Annotated in this window: 22 protein-coding genes and 1 other annotated feature (1 of these 23 only partly in view); all 22 genes read right to left on the bottom strand. The window is 47.4% G+C overall.

Annotated features, from left to right (window positions below; all coding sequences use genetic code 11):
• Positions 1-36, bottom strand: a binding site (T-box leader); it reaches 211 nt to the left of the window's first position.
• A gap of 73 nt (positions 37-109) precedes the next feature.
• The gene (locus tag ACKTT9_RS24000) at positions 110-589 is read right to left on the bottom strand and encodes a DivIVA domain-containing protein (RefSeq protein ID WP_127452003.1); all 480 of its coding nucleotides are present in this window, start codon (positions 587-589) and stop codon (positions 110-112) included.
• Positions 590-705: 116 nt separating this feature from the next.
• Positions 706-1,488 (bottom strand): RNA-binding protein, encoded by a 783-nt coding sequence (locus ACKTT9_RS24005; RefSeq protein WP_407867893.1) that lies wholly within the window; start codon positions 1,486-1,488, stop codon positions 706-708.
• 2 nt (positions 1,489-1,490) lie between these two features.
• Entirely contained in the window at positions 1,491-1,730 is a 240-nt protein-coding gene (locus ACKTT9_RS24010; RefSeq protein ID WP_157322286.1) for a YggT family protein, read from the bottom strand.
• 65 nt (positions 1,731-1,795) lie between these two features.
• A complete protein-coding gene (locus ACKTT9_RS24015; RefSeq protein ID WP_127451999.1) occupies positions 1,796-2,218 on the bottom strand; it encodes a cell division protein SepF in 423 nt (140 codons plus the stop codon).
• Positions 2,219-2,259: 41 nt separating this feature from the next.
• A complete protein-coding gene (locus ACKTT9_RS24020) occupies positions 2,260-2,946 on the bottom strand; it encodes a YggS family pyridoxal phosphate-dependent enzyme (RefSeq protein WP_407867894.1) in 687 nt (228 codons plus the stop codon).
• Positions 2,947-2,991: 45 nt separating this feature from the next.
• On the bottom strand, positions 2,992-3,843 hold the full coding sequence (pgeF, locus tag ACKTT9_RS24025; RefSeq protein WP_407867895.1) for a peptidoglycan editing factor PgeF: 852 nt from the start codon (positions 3,841-3,843) through the stop codon (positions 2,992-2,994).
• 107 nt (positions 3,844-3,950) lie between these two features.
• On the bottom strand, positions 3,951-4,250 hold the full coding sequence (locus ACKTT9_RS24030; RefSeq protein WP_127451993.1) for a YlmC/YmxH family sporulation protein: 300 nt from the start codon (positions 4,248-4,250) through the stop codon (positions 3,951-3,953).
• Positions 4,251-4,386: 136 nt separating this feature from the next.
• Complete coding sequence (sigG, locus tag ACKTT9_RS24035) at positions 4,387-5,169, bottom strand: RNA polymerase sporulation sigma factor SigG (protein WP_127451991.1); 783 nt, start codon at positions 5,167-5,169, stop codon at positions 4,387-4,389.
• Between the two features lie 215 nt (positions 5,170-5,384).
• Positions 5,385-6,107 (bottom strand): RNA polymerase sporulation sigma factor SigE, encoded by a 723-nt coding sequence (gene sigE / locus ACKTT9_RS24040; RefSeq protein ID WP_090816111.1) that lies wholly within the window; start codon positions 6,105-6,107, stop codon positions 5,385-5,387.
• Between the two features lie 139 nt (positions 6,108-6,246).
• Entirely contained in the window at positions 6,247-7,170 is a 924-nt protein-coding gene (spoIIGA, locus tag ACKTT9_RS24045) for a sigma-E processing peptidase SpoIIGA (RefSeq protein ID WP_407867896.1), read from the bottom strand.
• A 234-nt stretch (positions 7,171-7,404) separates the two neighbouring features.
• Positions 7,405-8,541: a cell division protein FtsZ gene (gene ftsZ, locus ACKTT9_RS24050; RefSeq protein WP_407867897.1), complete on the bottom strand. Its 1,137-nt coding sequence runs from the start codon at positions 8,539-8,541 to the stop codon at positions 7,405-7,407.
• Positions 8,542-8,571: 30 nt separating this feature from the next.
• Positions 8,572-9,819 carry a cell division protein FtsA gene (ftsA, locus tag ACKTT9_RS24055; protein WP_127451985.1) on the bottom strand — a complete coding sequence of 416 codons (1,248 nt, stop codon included), beginning with the start codon at positions 9,817-9,819 and terminating at the stop codon, positions 8,572-8,574.
• 302 nt (positions 9,820-10,121) lie between these two features.
• Entirely contained in the window at positions 10,122-11,012 is an 891-nt protein-coding gene (locus ACKTT9_RS24060) for a cell division protein FtsQ/DivIB (protein ID WP_407867898.1), read from the bottom strand.
• A gap of 115 nt (positions 11,013-11,127) precedes the next feature.
• The gene (gene murA / locus ACKTT9_RS24065) at positions 11,128-12,408 is read right to left on the bottom strand and encodes a UDP-N-acetylglucosamine 1-carboxyvinyltransferase (protein WP_407867899.1); all 1,281 of its coding nucleotides are present in this window, start codon (positions 12,406-12,408) and stop codon (positions 11,128-11,130) included.
• A gap of 15 nt (positions 12,409-12,423) precedes the next feature.
• Positions 12,424-13,329, bottom strand: coding sequence for a UDP-N-acetylmuramate dehydrogenase (murB, locus tag ACKTT9_RS24070; protein WP_407867900.1), 906 nt, complete (start codon positions 13,327-13,329; stop codon positions 12,424-12,426).
• A 200-nt stretch (positions 13,330-13,529) separates the two neighbouring features.
• Complete coding sequence (locus tag ACKTT9_RS24075; RefSeq protein WP_407867901.1) at positions 13,530-14,600, bottom strand: undecaprenyldiphospho-muramoylpentapeptide beta-N-acetylglucosaminyltransferase; 1,071 nt, start codon at positions 14,598-14,600, stop codon at positions 13,530-13,532.
• Positions 14,601-14,607: 7 nt separating this feature from the next.
• Positions 14,608-15,705, bottom strand: coding sequence for a stage V sporulation protein E (spoVE, locus tag ACKTT9_RS24080; RefSeq protein WP_315951389.1), 1,098 nt, complete (start codon positions 15,703-15,705; stop codon positions 14,608-14,610).
• A gap of 101 nt (positions 15,706-15,806) precedes the next feature.
• Positions 15,807-17,201, bottom strand: coding sequence for a UDP-N-acetylmuramoyl-L-alanine--D-glutamate ligase (gene murD / locus ACKTT9_RS24085; RefSeq protein WP_407867902.1), 1,395 nt, complete (start codon positions 17,199-17,201; stop codon positions 15,807-15,809).
• A 3-nt stretch (positions 17,202-17,204) separates the two neighbouring features.
• Complete coding sequence (gene mraY / locus ACKTT9_RS24090; RefSeq protein ID WP_407873104.1) at positions 17,205-18,140, bottom strand: phospho-N-acetylmuramoyl-pentapeptide-transferase; 936 nt, start codon at positions 18,138-18,140, stop codon at positions 17,205-17,207.
• A gap of 96 nt (positions 18,141-18,236) precedes the next feature.
• A complete protein-coding gene (murF, locus tag ACKTT9_RS24095; RefSeq protein ID WP_407867903.1) occupies positions 18,237-19,619 on the bottom strand; it encodes a UDP-N-acetylmuramoyl-tripeptide--D-alanyl-D-alanine ligase in 1,383 nt (460 codons plus the stop codon).
• A complete protein-coding gene (locus ACKTT9_RS24100) occupies positions 19,616-21,103 on the bottom strand; it encodes a UDP-N-acetylmuramoyl-L-alanyl-D-glutamate--2,6-diaminopimelate ligase (RefSeq protein ID WP_407867904.1) in 1,488 nt (495 codons plus the stop codon). Before ACKTT9_RS24100 ends, murF begins: the two co-directional genes overlap by 4 nt.
• 111 nt (positions 21,104-21,214) lie before the next feature.
• Positions 21,215-23,143: a stage V sporulation protein D gene (locus ACKTT9_RS24105; protein WP_127451966.1), complete on the bottom strand. Its 1,929-nt coding sequence runs from the start codon at positions 23,141-23,143 to the stop codon at positions 21,215-21,217.
• Positions 23,144-23,166: the final 23 nt, after the last annotated feature.

Below are 23,166 nucleotides of genomic sequence, written 5' to 3' on the forward strand. Positions count from 1 at the left end.
CTTAGGCGACCTACTCGTTCCAGTCATAGCTTTACTGAGATACTAATAACAGGAGTATACCGAATTCACTAGACATAGTCAATATGACAGCTGCCTGGCAGCCGCCATCCTAGGCTTCTTCTTTTTGATCGAACTGCATGCTCTGCCAGCCTTCATTGTTTAAAAGCTCCAGCTGAGCTTCCAGCAGCGTCCGGAAACGCGTGCGGTAAATCGACGCTTGTTTCTTCAGTTCTTCAATCTCGAGAGCTACCTTACGTGAACGTGTCAACGATTCGTTAATAATCCGGTCTGCGTTCTTCTCAGCTTCTTTCAAGATCAGCTGTGCTTCTTTCTTGGCGTTATTTCTAACTTCATCCGCTGCTTCCTGGGCAACAATGATGGTTTTGCTCAACGAGTCTTCGATGTTCGTGAAATGATCCAGACGCTCCTGCAGGGCCACCGTTTGATTAGCTAAGTCTTTATTCTCACGAATCAATGCCTCGTAATCTTTAATAACTTGATCGAGGAATTCATTGACTTGATCTTCATCGTATCCGCGAAAAGAACGGGAAAATTCCTTATTATGTATATCTAACGGTGTTAATGGCATCAGTGCCCCTCCTTTGCGTTTTGCACAGCTTTGCACGGCAATACGCACATCTATACTGAATCAGTTCGACAGAAAATTAGCAATTCCTGCATGGTTCGTGGATAAATTATCCACGCTCACGCAAACTTGCCGATCTTCACACGAATCCTACCTTTTTTCGTTACGCCTTCGACTTCAAGCACCTTGAATCTGCCGAACCCTTGCATAGAAACCATGTCGCCCTCTTTCAGCGGCTTGCTCGGATCTTCTTCCGGCTTCCAGTTGACGCGGCAGCGCCCAGCTTGAATAGGTATCAGCACTTTAGCACGGCTAAGCCTGAATACATCGCTTACAATACCGTCCATCCGCATGGAGGCAACGGATAACGTCAGCTCGTCCAGGTTCACAGCAGCTAGCTCCAGCTTATTCAGTGGCAGCAGCTCTGTCTGAACATGCACTCTGTGAACTTGTGACAGGTTCAAGTGCAAATAATCGGCTGCATCCCGGGTAACCAGGCAATGGCAGCCACCCTCTATAACATGAATATCGCCAACCTTGTCTCGCTTCATGCCGAGTCCAAGAATGGCGCCCATGTAATCCCCATGTTCTAATGTTAGAAATTTACCGTCCCCAGATGAAACGGAGAGAACTGCCATCTCCATATCTTCTTCATCCAAAGTCCGGTAGTCAGGGGCGACTAGCGCCCTTCTGCGTTCCGCATCCGGATAGCCTCCGTCGAACCGGCAGTGCACATCCGGATGCCGATTCACGAGTGAGGTCAGAATGAAAGCTTGTCTGGGATCCAGAAAATCAGTCAGCTTCACGGCGTGGTTCTGTGCCGCCCGCTCCACCCAATCCCAGGCTTTATCTACAAAGTAATGTTCGTCTGAATGAAAATGACTATAGAGTTCTTTAGACAATTTTAAAACATCCCTACAATGAAATCTAGAACGGCAATAATCCCCATGACCACAAATCGCAAAGCGATAAGGGCAACGATTGGCGACAAGTCGATGAACCCGATGCTTGGAATTATTTTTCGGAAAGGACTTAAGTACGGTTCAACTAATTTCCCCAGCAGACCACCGACAAAGCTGTCGCGTGCATTCGGAAACCAGGAAAGAATTAAGTAACCGATAATCATGAAATAATAAATTTCCATCAAAATACTAAGATAATAGTGAACGTAATCCACGTACGCATCCACCTCTGTGTTAGGATATGCGCCTATTCCTCACCCATCATCTCTGAGATGTGGCCATGAATATCAACTGTATCAGGTGTGCAAAGGAAGATATTCGGTCCCAGTTTGGATATAGACCCATTCAAAGCATATACTGTTCCGCTCAAAAAATCTACGATGCGTATGGCTAAATCACCGCGAACTCGCTGTAGATTGACGACCACCGCTCTTCGAGAACGAAGATGATCCGCGATGTCTTGCGTTTCTTCGTACGTTCTAGGCTCGCTCAGCACGACACGCGCGTTCTTCTGAGAGTGAATGCTGACGACATTCGCCTTATTTTTATTACGCAATTCATAGGGATTGGTTTCAGGTTCTTCCGTTGTTTCCACGATTCGCTCACGCTCCACAACTTCTTCCTCTTCTTGTAATCCAAGAAAATTCATAAAACGGTTATAAACTCCCATTATAATTCCCTCCTATCCGCTTCTTCAATCCTTTATAACCTTTATGCTTCTTTTCCAACCAGAACAGTACCCAATCGCACCCATGTAGCTCCCTCTTCAATCGCCACTTCAAAATCCCCGGACATTCCCATCGATAGTTCTTTGATGTCATAGGGGAAGAGGTTGCGCTCATTCAACCGGTCTCTCAGTTCTCTCAAACCGCGAAAGACAGGTCTAGTCGCATCGGCTTCCATCTCATAAGGCGCCATCGTCATTAAACCGGAGATATGTATATGCTGCAGTTTGCTGACTTCTTCAGCAAATTCGAAGAAATGCTCGGGGTCCATGCCATACTTGGATTCTTCTCCGGATATGTTCACTTGCAGCAAACAATTCACTTTCATACCCAGCGCCGCAGCCTGCTTGTCCAGCTCTTTGGCGAGCGACATCCGGTCGAGCGAATGAATGTAAGCGAATTTGCCAATGACATCCTTCACCTTGTTCGTCTGCAAATGGCCTATGAAATGCCACGTTCCTCGATCATGCAGAGCTTCCCACTTAGGCTTCACATCCTGCCAACGATTTTCACCGATATGCAGCAATCCTGTATCCAGTACGCTTCGGGTCGTCTCCAAGGACACATATTTGGTCACAGCAATAATCTTGATCTCATTCTCATTTCGTCCTGACCGCTGGCAAGCTGCGGCAACACGAGCTTCAACTTCTTCTTTACGCGCTAGTAAAGTCATATATGTAAACACCTCAATTTTCAAACGTTGCCTGCTTGTTTCTCCTTACCGAAGACCAATCCAAGCAACCATTCTACCTGTTGATCCGCCCTCTTTGCGATGAGAAAAAAAATCATCTGAGCGGCAACTCGTACATAACTGAGTTACTTCGATATGGGACGACAAAATTCCTGCTTGTACCAACAATTTTCGGTTCAGTTCTTGCAAATTCAGCATGTACTTGCCGTTGTCCTTGCCGGTAATCACTGTAAGACTTTCATCCGGCGTTGCATTCATCTCTTCCAGCACAGCATAAACACGTGTTGCAACGGTATCGTCCACCTCATAACAGCAAACACCAATGGAAGGTCCGATGGCTGCCCTGATGTCCTTAGGCTGACTACCAAAAGTATGTGTCATTAAGGATATTGTAGCCATGGAAATGTTTAGCACGGTCCCTTTCCACCCGGCATGAGAGAGTCCCACAACGTGCTGTACAGGATCGTAGAAAAACAGCGGTACACAGTCTGCAAACTGCGCACAGAGTACAATTCCCTTCTCCTTCGTAATAAAGCCGTCCTTCGCTTGAATGGCTGACTCCCTCGACGTTCTCCCTATCCCTTTCTCCTGAAGCGACACAACCGTCACCTCATTGCCATGCACCTGCTCCGCATAGGTAAAAGCGTCGAATGGCTGACCGATTGCCTCAGCTAGCCGTTCGCGGTTCCTGATCACGTGCTCTGGATTATCCAGCACATGCAGACCACAGTTCAGCGTTGAATAAGGCGCTTCGCTCACTCCGCCATGTCGTGACGTAAAGCCTGCCGTCAGTTCTTCAAATTGGTCCATCCAGCTTTCTATCGTAAAGAGTGCAGGCTGCCCCTCTCTAACTTGTTTCACAAATGGTTCCACGATCATTCCACTCCCTTGCTTTCATACTACCTCTACTTTAGCACAAAACAAAAAGACACACGATTGTCTCTTGGCTGATTGTGCGAATTCAGCCTACATTCGTGTGTCATACGTTAGTTACGGAACTGTCTGTTGAACTCATAGACACCTTCATTTTCATCGGTTTGACGATACGGACGAGCATCTTCAAGCTTCACGAGCACAACGTCTGCGCCGATTTTCACAATATGTTTCCATGGTATGATGACGTCTGTTCCGGTACCAAACAATCCGAAGAATCGGCTTTGGTTCGGCACGACAATCGCTTCGATCCGTCCCTGCAGCAGATCAAGCTCCAGATCGCTGATTTGACCGAGCTTTTTGCCGTCCACGATATTGATGACATCTTTCGTCTGGAAATCAGATATTTTCATGAGGCTATTCACCACGAATCCATAGGATTTTAACTGATTTTGTACTAGTATATGTGCGGTGTGGGCAAAATGTCCTGAATATCAAAAAAAGACCGTCACAGCTTGTCACAGCTGCTCCGGTCTTTATGTATAGAAATTACGATTTCACGTGTTTCTGCATCTGGCAGATGGCTGATTTCTCAAGCCTCGATACTTGTGCTTGGGAAATGCCAATCTCATCAGCAACCTCCATCTGTGTTTTTCCTTCAAAAAAGCGCATGGAGAGAATCATTTTCTCTCTCGCATTCAGCTTGCGCATCGCTTCACGAAGTGCGATTCCCTCAATCCAGGACATGTCCTTATTTCTTTCATCACTGATTTGATCCATGACATAAATCGGATCACCGCCATCATGATAAATCGGTTCAAATAACGATACCGGGTCTTGAATAGCGTCGAGTGCAAACACGACATCCTCTTTGGGCACGTTCAGCGCCTCGGAGATCTCATAAATCGTAGGTTCGCGTGAGTTCGCATTCGTCAGGCTGTCTCTGACTTGCAGCGCTTTGTAAGCAATATCTCTTAAGGAACGAGAAACGCGAATCGGGTTGTTGTCACGTAAGTAGCGGCGTATCTCACCTATAATCATCGGTACAGCATAGGTTGAGAATTTGACATTTTGGCTTAAATCAAAGTTATCAATGGCTTTCATCAGACCGATACAGCCAACTTGGAAGAGATCGTCCACATACTCTCCGCGATTGTTGAACCTCTGGATCACACTTAGAACCAATCTGAGGTTCCCATTCACCAATTTCTCTCTTGCCGTTCGCTCCTGCTTGGTCTGCAAATCAGCGAACAGCTCGCGCATTTCAGCATTGGTCAGAACAGGCAGTTTGGCGGTATCAACACCACATATCTCAACTTTATTTCGGGTCACCGTGATTACCTCCCAAGGAGAAACATTAATGTTAATTATCCCCCTGAGTGAGTGATTTATTCCTGCTTAACCCCCCGTCCAGCCACTTGACAAAAGGCCTCCGACTCGCTCCCCCCTGTGACGCCTGAACAATTTCGATATCACCAGCTCAAAAATATTTTTCACAAAAAAAAGAGAGGTGGGATCGCAACCTCATCCCAAGCTCTCTTTTCACCTTACACCATCTTATTAAACTCCTTACGAAGCCTTTTAATGATTCGCTTTTCCAGCCTGGAGATGTAGGATTGCGAAATACCGAGTAGATCTGCAACATCTTTTTGCGTTTTTTCCTCGCCGTCCTGTAATCCAAAGCGCAGCTCCATAATAATTCGCTCACGCTCACTTAATTTATCCAACGCTTTGTGCAGCAGCTTACGGTCTACTTGTTCTTCAATGTTACGGTAAATGGTATCGTTCTCTGTTCCGAGCACATCGGACAATAGCAGCTCATTGCCATCCCAATCGATATTCAGCGGTTCGTCAAAAGATACTTCCGTACGGATTTTACTATTACGCCGCAGGTACATTAGAATTTCGTTCTCTATACATCTGGAGGCGTATGTAGCAAGTTTAATCTTCTTCTCTGGATCAAACGTATTAACGGCTTTTATTAAGCCAATAGCGCCAATGGAAACCAGATCTTCGATATTGATGCCTGTATTCTCAAATTTCCTGGCTATATAAACAACCAATCGCAGGTTGCGTTCAATCAGCATCGCTCGAATAGCGGCATCCCCGGACGGTAATTTTTCCAATAAGTATTCTTCTTCTTCTCTTGTTAGCGGTGGCGGTAGAGCTTCGCTTCCACCTATGTAATAGATTTCTTCTCCCTTAAGGCCAAGGAGCATCAAAATTCGATAGTACGCTAGTTGAAAAAGCATTTTCCACTTCAAGAGCATGTTAGTTTCCTCCTAAGAGTTTTCCGTAGGAAAACTTACTTCGTAAGCATAAACTGAGTTTTGCGTTAGCAAAACTTGCTTCGTAAGCATACGCTGAGTTTTGCGTATCAGAACAGACTTCGCCAGGGCAATGAAAGCGCTAACCAGCAGATATTAATGCCGGATGAATAATCGCTTGATAGGATCCGTCACTGCAAAGCTTTCCACCGTCGAGTCCGATAAGCACCTTAGATGCTTCAATTTGCGTACTATTATGGGTAATCACCACCTTATCCGGTTTAATGGCCAGCATGAATTGGGTGTTCCGATTAACGCCTCGATAAGGCACTAGACGCAAGCGGTCCTGCCAAACGAACTCTTCTACACCCAAACCGCTTATGATTTGGTCAACATCCGCTGACCGAATCCGCTGCAGCCACTCTACAGGCAAGACATCGCCCCATTCCGACACTTCCATGACCATCACAGGGGTGCGCGTTAGTGGATCATACAATTGATTTCCCGTATCAATCAATCCTTTGCAGGAGGCCGTGTAATCTCCTACATGAATCGTAACTTCCGCAACGTAGGCTGTCAGCACCTCACGTTGCTTCGTGCTTTGCAGCACGGTCCTGAACCACCAGAGCAATGGAATAAGTAACAAAAGAACAAAGAGCACGCTGCCAATTTGGAATTGGAACATGGCCACACCGGATTGGGTGAATACAATACCTTTCATCACCTCAGAGGACGATGCGAGGACGTAATGGATACCAAACATCCCGCCAGCGACAGCAAAATTTACTAAGAGGAACGTTCCGAGGTTTCTCAATAAATTTTGTAAAGACCCGAACCCAAAAGCAGTCATAATCATCCCTATACAAAACATACATTTCACAGAAAATGTAAAAAGAAACACGGGTACCGGCAAGAACATAATGACGACATAGGAGGCTCCTAAGAACGACGAACCTACGATTCTCCACCACTTGAACGATATTTTCCGCGTTTTGGCCGTTACGATCAGCATGGCCGCATCCATCAGAAAGTTCAGTAGGAAAATGAGATCCGCGTAGACGATCACAATGTCCTCACCTCCATGATAGATGCTTTTTCAACCATTTTCCTGACGAAACTTTAAGGTTCTAAATCAGTATAGGGCAATCCTAGTTCAAAGTCTGTCTAAACTTGCTAGTAAGCTACTACTTTTTTTGTCAGTTGACGCGGCCTTTAGCTAGCTAGAAAAGCCTTCAAAATAACAAAAAACCGAAGCCCCTACATGACGTAGGACTTCGGTCTCTTTACACATTCTGTGTAATTATTTGTCGTTATTCCGCCCGCGATTGCGCAGGAACGTCGGAATATCCAATTGATCGTTTGACGGCTGTGAGCCAAAAGGTTTGAGGTTGTTCAATCGGTCGGAAGAAACGGAAGGCGAGGATTGTGGTTGCTCTTGATGTCCGCTGACCGGACGCTTAATTGGTTGAGCCAGCGGTGATGCTCTATGCTCAAAACCGGTAGCAATGACTGTTACCAGAATTTCGTCTTTCAGTTTATCATCAATAACGGCTCCGAAAATCATGTTCACTTCAATATCGGAAGCTGATGCCACGATATCCGCCGCTTCATTGACTTCGTACAAGCTGAGGTTCACACCGCCTGTGATGTTCATCAGCACCCCGCGAGCACCTTCGATCGACGTTTCCAAGAGTGGCGAGGAAATCGCCTTTTTCGCTGCTTCAGCCGCGCGGTTTTCACCTGTTGCCACTCCGATTCCCATCAGGGCGGAGCCGCGTTCTGTCATGATTGTCTTCACATCGGCAAAGTCCAAGTTAATCAGACCAGGAACCGCGATCAAATCGGAGATCCCTTGAACACCTTGGCGAAGTACGTTATCCGCTTCGCGGAAAGCTTCAAGCATAGGCGTCTTCTTATCTACGATTTCCAAGAGACGATCATTAGGAATAATGATAAGCGTATCCACTTTTTCTTTCAATGCAGCAATCCCTTGCTCTGCTTGTAAAGAACGTTTGCGACCTTCAAATGTAAACGGGCGAGTAACAACACCAACGGTTAATGCGCCCACTTCTTTTGCGATTTCAGCAATAACGGGAGCCGCTCCAGTTCCAGTACCGCCACCCATTCCTGCAGTAACGAATACCATGTCTGCGCCGCGAAGCGTGTTCAGAATCATCTCCCTTGACTCTTCTGCCGCTTTCTTCCCAACATCCGGGTTTGCGCCTGCGCCAAGACCACGCGTCAGCTTGTCCCCGATTTGCAATTTATGCACCGATTTGGCAAGGTGTAAAGCTTGAGCATCCGTGTTAACGGTAATAAACTCAACGCCCTTAACGCCGTTCTCGATCATTCGATTTACCGCATTACTACCACCGCCACCAACACCGATGACCTTTATTTGAGCCAACTGTTCCATATCCATATCAAATTCAAACATGTGAGTCATATCCCCCTAACGTTGCGTTCACTATATAAATTCACTGAAAAAACTTTTTACACGTTCCAAAATACCAGGTTTAGAGCTCTCGGAGGATTTTTTTGTTACAGGTTTGGATGCCACTTTTTTGGTGAAAGCGGTATTCCGGTTTTTCATGTACTTGGAAACGAATTGAATGATGCCAACACCACTCGTGTAAGAAGGATCACGCACTCCGATGAAATCAGGAACGGCAATTCGAACAGATGTAGCGAGTTGAGCTTGTGCAATTGCGAGTACACCTGGCATACAAACGGTTCCGCCTGTGAGTACATACCCACCAGCTAGATCGCCATATCCCAGACGGTGCACTTCTGCACGGATCATTTGGAAAATTTCTTCAACGCGGGGTTCAATAATATTCGCGAGATCAACTTGCGAAAACTCTTTTTCCACATTGCTTCCCATTCGTGTAACCTTAAACATTTGATCGGGGGCTGAGTCGTCTACCGATGCGCAACCGTATTTCAGCTTTATTTTCTCTGCGATTTCGAGCTGAGTACGAAGGCCTATCGAGATATCATTGCTGATATACTCACCGCCGATTTGAATCGTTGATGTGGCTGTCAGATTCCCTTGTTCAAACACAGCGATCGTCGCTGCACCTGCACCAACATCAACCAGTACAGTTCCAACTGATTTCTCATCCTTGGAAAGAGCTAACTGTCCGGATGCAAGCGACATCAAGATGAGGCCTGCGACCTTAAGTTCGGATTTTTCCACAACTCGGATCAGATTATGTATCCCAGTCTTCGCGCCTGTGATAATCGTCGCTTCCACTTCTAAGCGAACGCCGATCATGCCGCGAGGATCGTTAATGCCTTCTTGGCCATCAACTAAGTATTGCTTAGGTACGACTCCAATAATTTCACGCTCGGGAGGTAATGCGATGACTCTTGCCGCTTGAATGACACGATCAATATCCTCTTCCCCGATTTCTCGGTCTTCATTGGAAACAGCGACAACACCGTGACTCGATTGAAGAGCAATATGATTCCCTGAAATTCCTACGTAAACCTCGGAAATTTGTACGCCGACCATTCGTTCAGCATGATCAACAGCGCTCCGGATGGAGTTGACCGTTTGGTCAATATCAACGATTGCGCCTTTACGAATACCCTCTGACTCGGCAGATCCCACACCTATTATATTAATGGTTCCATTAACAACTTCCCCAATAATAGCACGAACCTTGGATGTACCGATGTCTAAACTAACAATGATATCATTGTTGCTCAAGCCCCTGGCACCTCCTATAACTTGGATAATATTGTGTTTACATTACAATTACTTAAATACGTATTCCACACAACCGCCATATTCCCTCTTTTTTCAACATTTTTTTTAACGGAAGCAAAGTCGTTTTTTTAAACAGTTAATTTTCAATAGAATAGGGATAAAACAAGTCTAGTAATTGCTTGTACACTTCATAGGGTCAATAGATTTCTATTTAACCATAAAACTAATTTTAACATTAATTTTCATGGTTGAGTAGTCCATTAAACCGTTTTTTTATCAGGAAGGGCGCGCTGTCTCTGGGATTACGGTTTCGGTGTCGCTTTTGGAGTCGGCTTTGGCGTCGACTTGTTCCCATCCTTGTTAGGATCGGGTGATGGGCTTGCTGCTGCGTTGCTTCCACCTTTTTGGCCCGACGTATTATTCGAATCATTTTTTGTATCTTCATTAGGTTCAAAAGGAGCATGATATTCTACTTCTAGCATTTTGATAATGCCGCTAGTAATATGATCCTCTTGTAAGCTTGCTATATAAGCAGGCAGATTGTCAATTTTCTCAGGCAAGTAAGCTATCGTGGTGTACACTTCGAATTGGGATCTCGTGTACAGCTTGATTTTGTCCGGGTACGGCTCCGACGGGTCCGGTTTGATTTCGGAAATGTCCGAGAGCGCACTCTCCGGAATTTCACCAAGCACTTTGCATAGTGCTGCTTTATTCGGATCACCATCCGTCCACCCTGTCAAAATGGGCATATCCAGTGGAATGCTGCTGCCAGCAGGCAGTTCAACGACAGCACCGTCGGCAAGCACGGCTTGCTTCTTGCCATCTGCTGCTATTTGGAAAGCAACCTTCGGATACTCCTGCACGGTAATGAGAACCTTGCCTGGAAAATGCTTCTTCACCGTAGCTGTCTTAATCATGGGTAGAGATGCAATACGTTGTGATATCGTTTGTGAACTGAAGGCAAAGAACCGGTCCCCGACGGCAATCTGGCTGGCTTGTCCGATCGCTTCTGAGGTCATGAGCTCATTTCCTTCAACTTCGATGGCACTTACACGGCTTAGTGAAGATTGAAAAAACAAAATGACTAAAATGATGATAAAAAAAATAAATAAAAAGATGAGCAGTTTTCTATTCGTACGGGCTCGTGGCTTTGGAACGGGCGGCAGAGCGGGCATATTGCGGTCGTCAGACAAGCTGGGCACCACCTAATAGTTTCGAATGAAGGTTAAAATTTACAATCTTGTATGTACCAATCAAATGAAACCGTGAATCCCCGCCTGAATCCAGGAAGGGATGCGCGGAATTCATTCAGTTGTTCGCTTGCTCGCTTGGAACAGGTGATTGTCGATGCACGGATGCACCCAATCTTGAAAGCATATGTTCAATTCTATCATAGCCTCTATCAATATGATGAATTTGCTCAACGATCGTCGTACCATGCGCAGCCAGACCGGCGATAACAAGTGCTGCGCCAGCACGTAAATCCGTCGCCTCCACTGTCGCTCCATACAGCCTGGGAACGCCACGAATAAAGGCTGAACTCATATCTACACGGATATCTGCACCCATACGGGACAATTCATCTACGTGCTTGAATCTACCTTCGAAAATCGTTTCTTTCATTACGCTCATCCCGTCTGCTAATGATAGCAGCACCATAACCTGTGATTGCAAATCAGTAGGAAACGATGGATGCGGCGAAGTCACGATACGTTCGACGGCCTTCGGTCTAGTCGGACAGCTTACATGTATTATATCACCGTCAGAGATGATTTGAACACCTGCACGCTTGAGGACATGGATCACAGAAGTTAAGTGAGCAGGGTTAACCTTCTCTAAAGTAATGCTCCCTTTCGTTGCAGCAGCGGCCACCATAAAGGTTCCAGCCACAATACGGTCAGGGATGATGCGGTAGGTGCAAGGTGACAGAGTTTCCACACCACGAATGGTGATGGTATCTGTTCCTGCTCCGATAATGTCGGCGCCCATGGCGTTCAGGAAGTTTTGCAAATCCTGAATCTCCGGTTCGCGGGCCGCATTATAAATCGTTGTGATGCCTTCTGCTTTCACAGCAGCCATCATAATATTTTCCGTCGCTCCGACGCTCGGGAAATCAAGAACGATTTCACTGCCATGAAGCGATTCGGCTGTGCAAACAATTTTGTTTGCGAATTCTTCGATGTTGGCTCCTAAAGCTTGCAGCCCTTTCAGGTGCAAATCAATTTTACGTTCGCCGATTGCGCAGCCTCCGGGTTGATACACGGTGACACTGCCAAATCTAGCGAGCAGCGGTCCCATTAGAAAGATGGATGAACGCATCTGCCCCATCAATTCTTCTGGAATATGCGAGGAATTAGCTGTGGATGTTGTAATGGATACCGTATCCCCTTGCTGTTCGGCACGGCAGCCCAACGCACGAAGAATGCGCAGCATGGTGTCGATATCGAGCAAATTAGGAACATTATGCAGAGTATGAGTGCCGCTAGCCAGGATGCATGCTGCTAAGATTGGTAATGCGGCGTTTTTAGCGCCGTGTATCTGGATGGCTCCCGTGAGAGGTTTTCCACCTTCGATAACGAGCTTCTCCAAAGTTCCACCTCCGATTTACCTCTCACCCATCACCAAAACTTCAGGTACTAGCGATATGCCGTACTGTTTCTGTACGATTTGCTGTACTTCTGCGATGAGAGTGAGAACGTCCTCGGCTTTAGCATCTCCGGTGTTCACAATGAAATTGGCGTGCAGCGTGGAGATTTGCGCTCCACCGACACGTTTGCCTTTCAGGCCAGCCTCTTCGATGAGCTTTGCGGCGAATCCCCCTGCGGGGTTGCGGAAAACACTTCCAGCACAAGCTAATTGAAGCGGTTGTGTGCGAAGACGCCGATCCCGGTAAGCCGCCATGGCTCCCGCGATTTCTTTGCGTTCTCCAACCTGTAATTCAAAGACAGCTTCTGTTACTATGCCGGGTAGAGTGTGCAGAATCGAATGCCGATAGGCATACTGCAAATCCTCTGCCTGCATCGTGACCAATTCCCCTGTGTCCAGGATGACTTCAGCCTGCTTGAGTATGCGTGACACATCGGACCCGTGAGCCCCTGCATTCATGTAGACGGCGCCTCCCACAGAACCGGGAATGCCCGAAGCAAACTCCAGTCCGGTTAAACCTTCCTTGGCTGCTAGCACAGACAATTTAATGAACGAATAGGAACCGCCTGCATAAACCGTCGCACCTTCAAAGCGCAAAGTTTCCAGCGCAGAGCCAAGTTTGATAACTACCCCTCTAATTCCTTTGTCACTGACAAGCAGGTTAGAGCCACGACCGATAATCGTCCATGGTACTCCACGTTGATGCAGGAAACGGATGACTGCAGCAACCTGCTCCTTCGTGTTCGGGAGGATAAGACAATCGGCCGGACCACCGATTTTCCAAGTCGTATAAGGGGCCAGTCGCTCATTCGTTCGAATCTCGCCAATATTTGCTGCCTTTAAGTCGGATATTAACTGCTGCATGGGAAAACCTCCTTCACAGAACATAGGGCGAAATTATCGAATCAGCTTAAGCTCCATAATTTCAAAAATACGGACCAAGTTGAAGATGGCCGGGCTTCAAACTTTGGCGCCATATCAAGCCTTAGGTGTCTGTCACGGTTATAGTATAGTTTATGTAAAATCGGATAGAGTGTGACAATCGCCCATTCGCTTTCGAAAAACTAACTCGATAAGCTGTAGGATTCAATCAATTTAACGATCGCAGCAACAGCATCGCTGTCATTGCGGGATTGCATAGCTGCTTTATAAGTTTCTCTGTTAGCGTAGAGAGCCTCCAGGCGGGTTTGCAGCGATTCAGCTGTAAGTTCATCCTCCTGCATAACCTCCGCATAGCCGGCTTTCTGAAACGACTTGGCATTCAGAATCTGATCGCCACGGCTCGCTTGCAAAGACAAGGGAATAAGCAGCATTGGTTTTTCCAATACCAAAAACTCATAGATAGATGTAGCGCCAGCCCGGGAAATCACAAGATCTGTCATAGCTAAGACATCCGGGAGCTCCTCATTCAAATATTCGAACTGTTTATAACCGCGCGTCCCGGCAAACTCTGCCGCAATATTGCCCTTGCCGCACAAATGAACAATTTGAAATTGCTCAAGCAAGCGGGGCAGATTGGATCTGACGGCTTGGTTGATGACCTGCGAGCCCAGGCTCCCCCCCATGATCAAAATAACGGGTTTTTGTTTATGAAAATCGCAAAGCTGGTAGCCTTTGAAGGCTTTCCCGCTCCGAATATGTTCGCGAATTGGCAAACCGGTTAGAACTGCTTTCTCTTTGTTGACATGCTGCATGGACTCCGGAAATGTGACACATACTTTCGTTGCCATAGGAATCGATATTTTGTTAGCCAGTCCTGGCGTCATATCGGATTCATGAATAATAACCGGCACTTTGTTCATGCGACTGCCCAAAACGACCGGTACGGAAACGAACCCGCCCTTCGAAAAGACGATGGCGGGCTTCAGACGACGGAGCAATCTATAAGATTCATAAACACCTTTTATTACTCTAAAAGGGTCTTTGAAATTTTTCAGATCAAAATATCGACGCAATTTCCCAGAGGATATCGGGTAAAAAGGAACACCTTCGCGCTCGATGATGTCTTTCTCGATGCCTGTAGCCGAGCCTATGTATTTAATTTCCCAACCTAACTCTTTCAGCTTATGCATAAGAGCAATGTTAGGCGTAACATGTCCTGCGGAGCCTCCTCCGGTAAAGACAATTGTTTTCATTCCTTTGTCACCTCGAATAACGGGATATATTGAGCAGGATGCCGACGGATGTCAGCATAAGCGTCAACGACGAACCACCTGCACTTATGAATGGCAATGTAATACCGGTAACTGGAAACATCCCAATGACGACACCGATATTAATAATTACCTGAACAGCAATCATGCCGATAATGCCAACAGCAATTAAACTTGCAAATGTATCCGGAGCTGTAATAGCCGCCCGCATACCACGCCATACTAAGATGGTAAATAATAGAAGCACTAAAGTGCCGCCAATAAAACCAAGTTCTTCTGCAATGATGGAGAAAATAAAATCGGTTTGCGGCTCAGGCAAATAACTGTATTTCTGACGGCTCATACCAAGTCCTAACCCTACCAAGCCGCCTGGACCAATTGCATAGAGAGATTGAATAGATTGATAGCCTGCACCAAGCGGGTCCTGCCAAGGATCTAAAAAAGCAGTAATCCGCTTCAAGCGGTACGGAGCAGCAATGATGAGTCCAATAAAACCGGCAACCCCTATCATACCCAGATATGAAAGATGAAGCAATCGTGCGCCTGAGATAAAAATAATAAGCAGTGAAGCTCCGACCAGAACAGCGCCGGTTCCAAGGTCAGGCTGCAGCATAATCAACCCGAATGCAAGCCCCATAATCCCTAGCGGAGGCAATAACCCTTTGGTAAATTGGGTAATTTTGGATTGCTGCTCCGATAACAATTTGGATAAATACAGAATCATCCCCATCTTCATAAACTCCGACGGTTGAATACCGAAGGCGCCAATCCCGAGCCAGCTCCTGGCTCCGCCGCGCACAACCCCGATGCCGGGAATCAGCACAATAATCAGCATGAAGAAACATACGATCAGTGTAATGCGCGCTACCTTTTTCCAAACGAGATAATCGACATTCATCGTAAAAAACATCGCAATGATCCCTAAAACAGCAAAAATCAACTGCCGTTTCAGGTAGTACAGGGAATCGCCGAATTCACGAAAGGCCAGTACACTGCTCGCACTGTAAACCATAATAATGCCAATTGTCAAAAGCAGCAAGGTTGGAATAATAATCCAAATATCAGGAGCAGACCGTGATTTACCCATAACAGACACCTCTTTATGTGTTCTGGGCCACATCCAAAGGATGGATAGCCGAGCAGAAGACGACCGTCGCCTGCCAGCAAACACATGTGGATAAGCCCTATTTAAAGGTTATGCACGGACTCCTTAAACATGCGTCCCCTGTCCTCAAAGGAGGGGAACATATCCCAACTTGCACAAGCCGGCGAAAGAAGGACGATATCTCCCTCTTCACACATCTGCCAAGCAAGCTGAACGGCTTGCGAAATTGCATCCGCTGCATCCTTAGCAGTATCGACGGTTTGAATACAGCTAATCCCTGCCAGCTCGGCAATATGTTTAATTTTCTCTTTTGTTTGTCCCAGCGTGACAATCCCTTTCACTCGTTCACGGAATGTAGGCAGCAGCTCCATGTAATCAGAGCCTCGATCCAAGCCTCCTGCAATTAACACTAGCTTCTGGTCGAAGGCTTCAATCGAGCTTATCGTTGCCACAGCGTTTGTTGCTTTCGAGTTATTGTAGAAGGTGATACCCTTCAGTTCTCTCACAAACTCCAGACGGTGTTCTACGCCTTTGAAGCTTTTAAGCACATCTGCGATCGTGTGCGGCTCCACACCTGCTGTGAGAGCCGCTGCCGCTGCCGCCAAAGCGTTCTCAATGTTAAAGCTGCCCGGCATTCCCATTTCCCGTGCCGGCATAATCGGCACAATTTCACCCTGGCCATTCGCATAAACAAGATTATCCGATGACTGGTCATAATAAACACCGTAAGACAATACTTCTTTTCTGGAGAATGGGAAAAGCTTCGCTTTTAGCGTAGGAATAAGCGATTGGCATACCGGATGGTCCCAATTTAATATAGCCGTATCTTCCTCTGTTTGATTGGCAAACAGCTTTGCTTTTGAGGCAATATAGTCATCCATCGAACCATGGTAATCCAGATGAGTTTCGTACAAATTTAAGAACAGCGCAATTTTCGGACGGAACGAAGTTGTCCCTTTGAGTTGAAAGGAGCTTAGCTCTACAACCATCCAATTGTCGGCTGTAACCTCAGGCGCTGCTTCCGTAAGAGCACGCCCGATATTCCCCGCCACGACAGGCGACAAGCCTGCTGAATCCAGCATTAATCCAATCAATGTTGTCGTTGTTGTTTTCCCGTTAGAACCTGTAATCCCGATAATCGGCGCTTCACAGAACTGATAGGCGACTTCTACTTCCGTAACGACTTCAATGCCAAGCTCCAATGCTTTGCGGATCGGCTCAACCGAGTACGGGATGCCCGGGTTTTTCACAACGAGCGCAACACCCTCATGGACCAAGGACTCCGGATGAAACCCGCATACAACAGAAATACCCAGAGCCTCCAATTCGTCGGCTTCAGGGCATGCGCTCCGCTCTTTTTTGTCATTAACGGTGACCAGGGCACCTTGTTGATGAAAAAGCTTAGCCGCAGCGACACCGCTGCGAGCCAAGCCCAAAACAACCACTTCAAGTCCACGATATTCCCGCGGATGCATCATGTTCTACAACACCTCATTCATATATAATCCGAGTGCAGCAAGTACAAGACCTACGACCCAGAATGTGATAACGACACGCCATTCCGACCATCCGACCAGTTCAAAGTGATGATGAATCGGACTCATTTTGAAAACACGCTTGCCCCTGGTCTTGAAGGAAACAACTTGAATTACGACAGATAAAATTTCGATCAGGAACACGCCGCCTACAACCGCCAGCAGCAGCTCCGCTTTAGTCAAAATTGCAACAGCCACTAAGCCGCCGCCGATGCCAAGCGAACCTGTATCTCCCATAAACACTTTCGCCGGATGCGCATTGAAGACGAGAAAACCAAGCACAGCACCGACCATTGCCGCTGAGAAAATCGCCGCTTCCGGCTGTGTGTTGTTCATCGCAATCACCGTGTACGCACCAAATGCAATTGCACTTGTCCCTGCCAGCAAACCATCCAACCCATCGGTGAAATTCACCGCGTTCGACGCGCCTAACATGAGAATCGCCATCAGTGGGAAGTACAACCAACCCGGATTGAAATGGAACTCCACAAAAGGAATATATAATTCCGTGCTATGTCCTTCCCTTACCAGCAGGTAACAAACAATAGCCGAGATCAGCAGCTGACCGAACAGTTTTTGTTTCGCTGTAAGGCCAAGAGAGCGCTTGAAAATAATTTTGATGTAATCATCCAGAAAACCTACGAGGCCGTAGCCTAGTGAAGCAATCAGCAAGATGAGAAGATCGGTATTTTTATCAGCAAAACGAAGGCTTGCCAAAGCCAGGGCAATCAGAATGATGATGCCGCCCATCGTTGGTGTTCCTTGTTTTTTCAAATGTCCCTGTGGGCCATCCTCACGGATTTGTTGGCCAAACTTCATACGCCGCAAAATCGGAATACAAAGCGGCCCCATAATAAGCGCAAGCACAAATGCGACGCCCATCGTTAATAAAATTGCGTTTTCCACGTTGGTTCCCCCTGCTCGTTTCCGTTATCCGAAAACGATCTACTGTTTCATCATAAGTTCATTCTGTTCCTATTAGGTGAGTAAAGCGTTCACGACTTGCTCAAGCCGCATACCGCGCGAGCCCTTCACAAGCACAATATCCTCCGGCTGTGCCAAAGCGGCTAGCTCGCTCGCGAGCAGCTCTTTGTCCTCGAAGGCGCGCACTCGGTCCTTCGAGAGGCGCGCCGCCGCTTCCTCTGCGATGAAGCGGCCCAAACGGCCGAACGTGAAGACGTAGTCTACACGTTCCGGCGATACCATCGCGCCAATTTCGCGATGGAACTGCTCTTCGTGCTCGCCAAGCTCCAGCATGTCGCCGAGCACGAGGAACTTCCGACCGAAGCCGCCCAGCGTCTCGGTCAATGTAATGGCCGCCCGCATGGAGGCCGGGCTGGCATTATACGCATCGTTGAGCACGGTCAGCCCTGAGGCTGCCGTCAGCTTCTCGATGCGCATGCTTGTCATCTCCAGCGAGCGGAGCCCCGCTGCAATGGCTTCCGGCTGAACGCCGAAGGCTTCGCCGATGGCGATGGCCGCTAACGCGTTGATGACGTTATGCGTGCCGAGCAAAGGAATGTACAATTCCGCGTAATCCGGTGAATTGACTTGAAAGTGCGCACCGTCCGCATCCATACGAATCGCGGTCGGGTATTTCGCATTGTCCTGGCCATGTCCGAAGCGGAGACGGTGAAGCCCCTCCGGCAAGCTGCGCTCTGCAAGAGCCATCTCAATGAGCGGCTCGTCACCGTTGTACACTAGCAGGCTGCCGCTTGGCATGCCGCTTACGATCTCCACTTTCGCCCGGGCAATTTCTTCTCTCGAACCCAGCTGAAGCATGTGGGACTCGCCGATCATCGTGATGATCGATGCATCCGGCTCGGCCAAATCGCTTAGCAGCTCGATCTCGCCCCGTCCACTCATCCCCATTTCAACAACGGCAAACTCTGTCGTTTCCTCCAGCTGCAAGAGCGTAACCGGCAATCCGATATGATTATTTAAATTCCCTTTGGTTTTATGCACCTTATACGTATTGCCCAAAACCGCTGCGACCAAATCTTTCGTTGTTGTTTTACCGTTACTGCCAGTTATGCCTATGATACGTACAGGCAGTTGCTTCCGATAAGCCTTGGCTAATTGCTGTAAAGCTGCCAGCGTATCTGTCACGGGGATATAAGGAACACCTGCAGGTGCCTCTCCGCGATCCTCCTGCCATAATACAGCCGCCGCTCCTTTATGATAAGCTTCCTCTGCATAGGCGTGCCCGTCAAACTTTTCTCCAATCAGCGGGACGAATAGACTGCCGGCCGGGATCGAGCGGGTATCAGTCGAGACGCCCGCAACGCTCACGGCAGCTTCAGTCCCTCGAACCTCACTCCCCAACATGTCTGCAATTTGTTCTAATGTACGCTGGATCATCGCTTTCTCCCCTTTATCGCAGCCTTAGCCACCAAACGATCATCGAAATCATGCTTGACCCCCATGATGTCCTGATACGTTTCGTGGCCTTTTCCCGCTATCAATATTACATCTTTGGGGCCTGCCCCATCAATAGCCTTTTGTATCGCTTTTTTTCGATCTGGAATCAATTCATAATTATTTTCGGGATAATTGACCTCCTTCAGACCAGGAACAATGTCTTGAAGGATCGCATCCGGATTCTCGGTGCGAGGATTGTCGGAAGTCACATATAAATAATCGCTATAGGCAGCTGTTACCTTCCCCATCATCGGTCGCTTCGTTCTGTCGCGATCTCCTCCACAACCAAATACGGTAATGATTTTGCCCTCGGCAAATTCACGGACCGTAGAAAGTGCATTCTCAAGTCCATCCGGCGTATGGGCGTAGTCAACCAGAACCAAGTAATCCTGGCCCTCATCCACGACCTCCATCCGTCCATCTACGACAGCAATACTTTCCAAGCTGTTCCGAATCGTCTCTAACGGAATGCCTTCCGCCAATGCGGCTGCGATTGACCCTAGGGCATTATATACATTAAATTTGCCAACCAATTTCATTTCGAAAAACGCTTCTCCGGCAAAAGAGACTAATTGGAAAGCTGTGCCTTTTGCGGTAATCCGAATGTCAGTCGCACGAACATCACATGGCTGCTCTATCCCGTATGTAATCACTTGTGCGGCAGTAAGTCTGTTGAACGTTTCTGATGCCGCATCATCCGCATTTAAGATCGCATACTGACGATCTTGGGGATTGCCTGAGAAACCGTTGCCCAACCTGGAGAACAAAAGCCCTTTTGCCGCTGCATAAGCTTCCATGGTTTTGTGGTAATCCAAATGATCCTGGGACAAGTTCGTAAAAATGCCTGATCGGAAGTGAATCCCCTTCACTCGGCCCATCTCCAAAGCATGGCTTGAAACTTCCATAATGCAGTAATCGGTTCCTGCCTCACACATGCTGCGGAAACTGCGCTGCAGATCAACGGACTCTTGCGTTGTCCGCTCCATCTCGGTGTACGTATCACCGATTTTCATTTGAATCGTGCCCATCAGACCCGTGGTAAAGCCTTGATCGCGCAATATTTTTTCCAGCAAGTAGGTCGATGTTGTTTTGCCGTTGGTTCCTGTAATTCCGATTAACTTTAATTCCTTACTCGGATATCCGTAGAAGTGAGCAGACAGTGCGGCCATCGCGTATCTGGCATCTTTCACCACCAGCTGTGGAACCGGCAAATCCAGCACTCTTTCGGTAACAAGCGCAGAAGCCCCAAGCGCAATCGCTTTTGGGGCGTAATCATGGCCGTCAACCGTCAGTCCTGGGATGCACAAAAATATATCGCCTGGTTTAATTTTACGAGAGTCTGCTTCAATCCCCGTAATCTCCGTATTCGCATTTCCATGTATGTGGGTAATGAGCAGTGCGGAAGCAAGCTCCTGCAGTTTCATGAGCAACCCTCTCCTTAACATTTTTCCTATCTATTATGGACAATTTTATGCATATGGAAAAGCTAAACATGTCTTACTTGCAAATCTTTTTTTGAATCGGAACCTAACTTCCTATTGTGGCGGCTCATTGTTCGATAAAAAAATACGAATCGTTGAACCTTGATCGACCCTTGTGCCTGCTTTCGGCGCTTGGCTGATCACATATTTGCCATTGCCGGACTTCGCCAGCTTAAAATTCATGTTCAGATCTTCTAATATATCATCAACTGACGCTCCAACCAAGTCCGGCACCTCAACAACCGGTGTTTCCCCATATCGGTACTCTTTATCGAGCTGCTGCTTATTCGGCTCAACTTTCATATAGCGCAAAGCGTCAGCCATCATGTTCTTAACTAAAGGTGCTGCGATCAAGCCGCCAAATTGAATGCCTTTGGGGTCATCCACCGCCGCATAAATCACAATTTTCGGGTTATCCGCCGGGGCAAAACCGATAAAGGACACGATATGCTCATCGGGTGAATAGCGGCCGTTGATAACTTTTTGCGCGGTTCCTGTTTTCCCTCCGACCCGGTAGCCATCGATAAAAGCATTGCGCCCTGTACCTAGCGCTACTACGCTTTCGAGCGCTTCTCGAACCTGTTTCGAGGTTCCCTCGGAAATGACATTGCGTACAAGCTCCGGCTCTACGACATCGACGACTTCACCTGTGTCCGGGTTTGAGAACGATTTGGCCACATAAGGCTTAAATAGCTTCCCGCCATTGATTGCTGCAGAAACAGCCGTAATTTGTTGAATCGGCGTTACGGAAACCCCTTGACCGAAAGCGGTCGTTGCAAGTTCCACGGGCCCTACCTGGGAAGGTTTGAACATAATCCCGTTCTCTTCACCGCCGAGGTCGATACCTGTCTTTTTCCCAAAGCCAAATTTGGAAATATAGTCAAACAACTTCTCTTTGCCCAGCCGCTGCCCCATGACGACAAAGCCCGGGTTGCAAGAGTTTTGAACAACTTGGAGCATCGTTTCACTGCCATGGCCGCCACGTTTCCAACAGCGCAGTCTAGCTCCTCCAACTTCAATAAAACCAGGATCATAGAAAGGTTCATTCTTGAGATCCACTTTCTTTTCTTCCAAAGCTGCTGCAAGCGTGATGATTTTAAACGTCGAACCTGGCTCGTATGTTTTCCAAATCGGCAAGTTCCTGTTATACGTTTCTGCTGGAAAATTCTTATAATTGCCCGGCTCATAGGTCGGTCTGCTGCCCATAGCCAATATTTCACCATTATTCGGATCCATCATAATGGCGACGACATTTTGCGCTTGATATTGAACCATGGCTTGGTCCAATTCTCTTTCCATCACGGACTGCAAATGATTATCGATGGTCAGTTTTACGTTGAGCCCGTCTTTCGGGCTTGTATACTTATCCGTCGTCCCTGCCAGAGGCCTGCCTGCTGCATCTGTCATATACGAAATGTTGCCGGGGATTCCCGTCAATTCCTTATCGTATTTTGCTTCAATCCCTGTAAGGCCTTTATCTATGCCTGCAAAGCCCAGGATGTGTGCTGCCAAGCTGCCAAATGGGTAGTATCGTTTATTATCTTCGGCGACTACTACCCCGGGAAGGTGCAGATTGCGGACTTCCTGCGCTTTCTCAATCGTTATTTTCCGACCGGACGGCTTGATGTCGACTTGGGACGTTTTTTTCGTAATTTGCTTATAGATATCATCCGCATTTCCTTGAAGCACTTCCGCCAGTTTGGCTGCCGTACTCTGAGGATCTTGAATTTGAACCGGTATCGCCACGATCGTCGGCGTGCTCATGCTATAAGTCAAAGTGATCCCGTTGCGATCCTGAATCTCTCCTCGTTTCGGCGCAAACTCAATCTGTCTCCTCCAGCTATCCTCCGCTTTATTCGCCAAGTCTTGTCCAATCCATAGCTGGACGTAAGCCAAGCGGAGAATAAGTGCAGTGAAAATAATCGTGCCAATGATGAGCGCAGTAAACAATCTGCGGCGAACAGTAACGTTAGAAGCACGCATGAACGTTCAATCTCCCTTCCCAA

This window comes from Paenibacillus sp. P36, from assembly GCF_045866505.1.
GTDB classification, from domain to species: domain Bacteria; phylum Bacillota; class Bacilli; order Paenibacillales; family NBRC-103111; genus Paenibacillus_E; species Paenibacillus_E chondroitinus.

What these genes read in the sequence shown, in the direction of transcription:
- ACKTT9_RS24000 (WP_127452003.1), bottom strand. Translation starts at nt 589, where the DNA reads ATGCCATTAACACCGTTAGATATACATAATAAGGAATTTTCCCGTTCT.
- ACKTT9_RS24010 (WP_157322286.1), bottom strand. Translation starts at nt 1,730, where the DNA reads ATGGAAATTTATTATTTCATGATTATCGGTTACTTAATTCTTTCCTGG.
- ACKTT9_RS24015 (WP_127451999.1), bottom strand. Translation starts at nt 2,218, where the DNA reads ATGGGAGTTTATAACCGTTTTATGAATTTTCTTGGATTACAAGAAGAG.
- ACKTT9_RS24020 (WP_407867894.1), bottom strand. Translation starts at nt 2,946, where the DNA reads ATGACTTTACTAGCGCGTAAAGAAGAAGTTGAAGCTCGTGTTGCCGCA.
- pgeF (WP_407867895.1), bottom strand. Translation starts at nt 3,843, where the DNA reads ATGATCGTGGAACCATTTGTGAAACAAGTTAGAGAGGGGCAGCCTGCA.
- ACKTT9_RS24030 (WP_127451993.1), bottom strand. Translation starts at nt 4,250, where the DNA reads ATGAAAATATCTGATTTCCAGACGAAAGATGTCATCAATATCGTGGAC.
- sigE (WP_090816111.1), bottom strand. Translation starts at nt 6,107, where the DNA reads ATGCTCTTGAAGTGGAAAATGCTTTTTCAACTAGCGTACTATCGAATT.
- ftsZ (WP_407867897.1), bottom strand. Translation starts at nt 8,541, where the DNA reads ATGTTTGAATTTGATATGGATATGGAACAGTTGGCTCAAATAAAGGTC.
- murB (WP_407867900.1), bottom strand. Translation starts at nt 13,329, where the DNA reads ATGCAGCAGTTAATATCCGACTTAAAGGCAGCAAATATTGGCGAGATT.
- ACKTT9_RS24075 (WP_407867901.1), bottom strand. Translation starts at nt 14,600, where the DNA reads ATGAAAACAATTGTCTTTACCGGAGGAGGCTCCGCAGGACATGTTACG.
- spoVE (WP_315951389.1), bottom strand. Translation starts at nt 15,705, where the DNA reads ATGGGTAAATCACGGTCTGCTCCTGATATTTGGATTATTATTCCAACC.
- murD (WP_407867902.1), bottom strand. Translation starts at nt 17,201, where the DNA reads ATGATGCATCCGCGGGAATATCGTGGACTTGAAGTGGTTGTTTTGGGC.
- mraY (WP_407873104.1), bottom strand. Translation starts at nt 18,140, where the DNA reads ATGGGCGTCGCATTTGTGCTTGCGCTTATTATGGGGCCGCTTTGTATT.
- murF (WP_407867903.1), bottom strand. Translation starts at nt 19,619, where the DNA reads ATGATCCAGCGTACATTAGAACAAATTGCAGACATGTTGGGGAGTGAG.
- ACKTT9_RS24100 (WP_407867904.1), bottom strand. Translation starts at nt 21,103, where the DNA reads ATGAAACTGCAGGAGCTTGCTTCCGCACTGCTCATTACCCACATACAT.
- ACKTT9_RS24105 (WP_127451966.1), bottom strand. Translation starts at nt 23,143, where the DNA reads ATGCGTGCTTCTAACGTTACTGTTCGCCGCAGATTGTTTACTGCGCTC.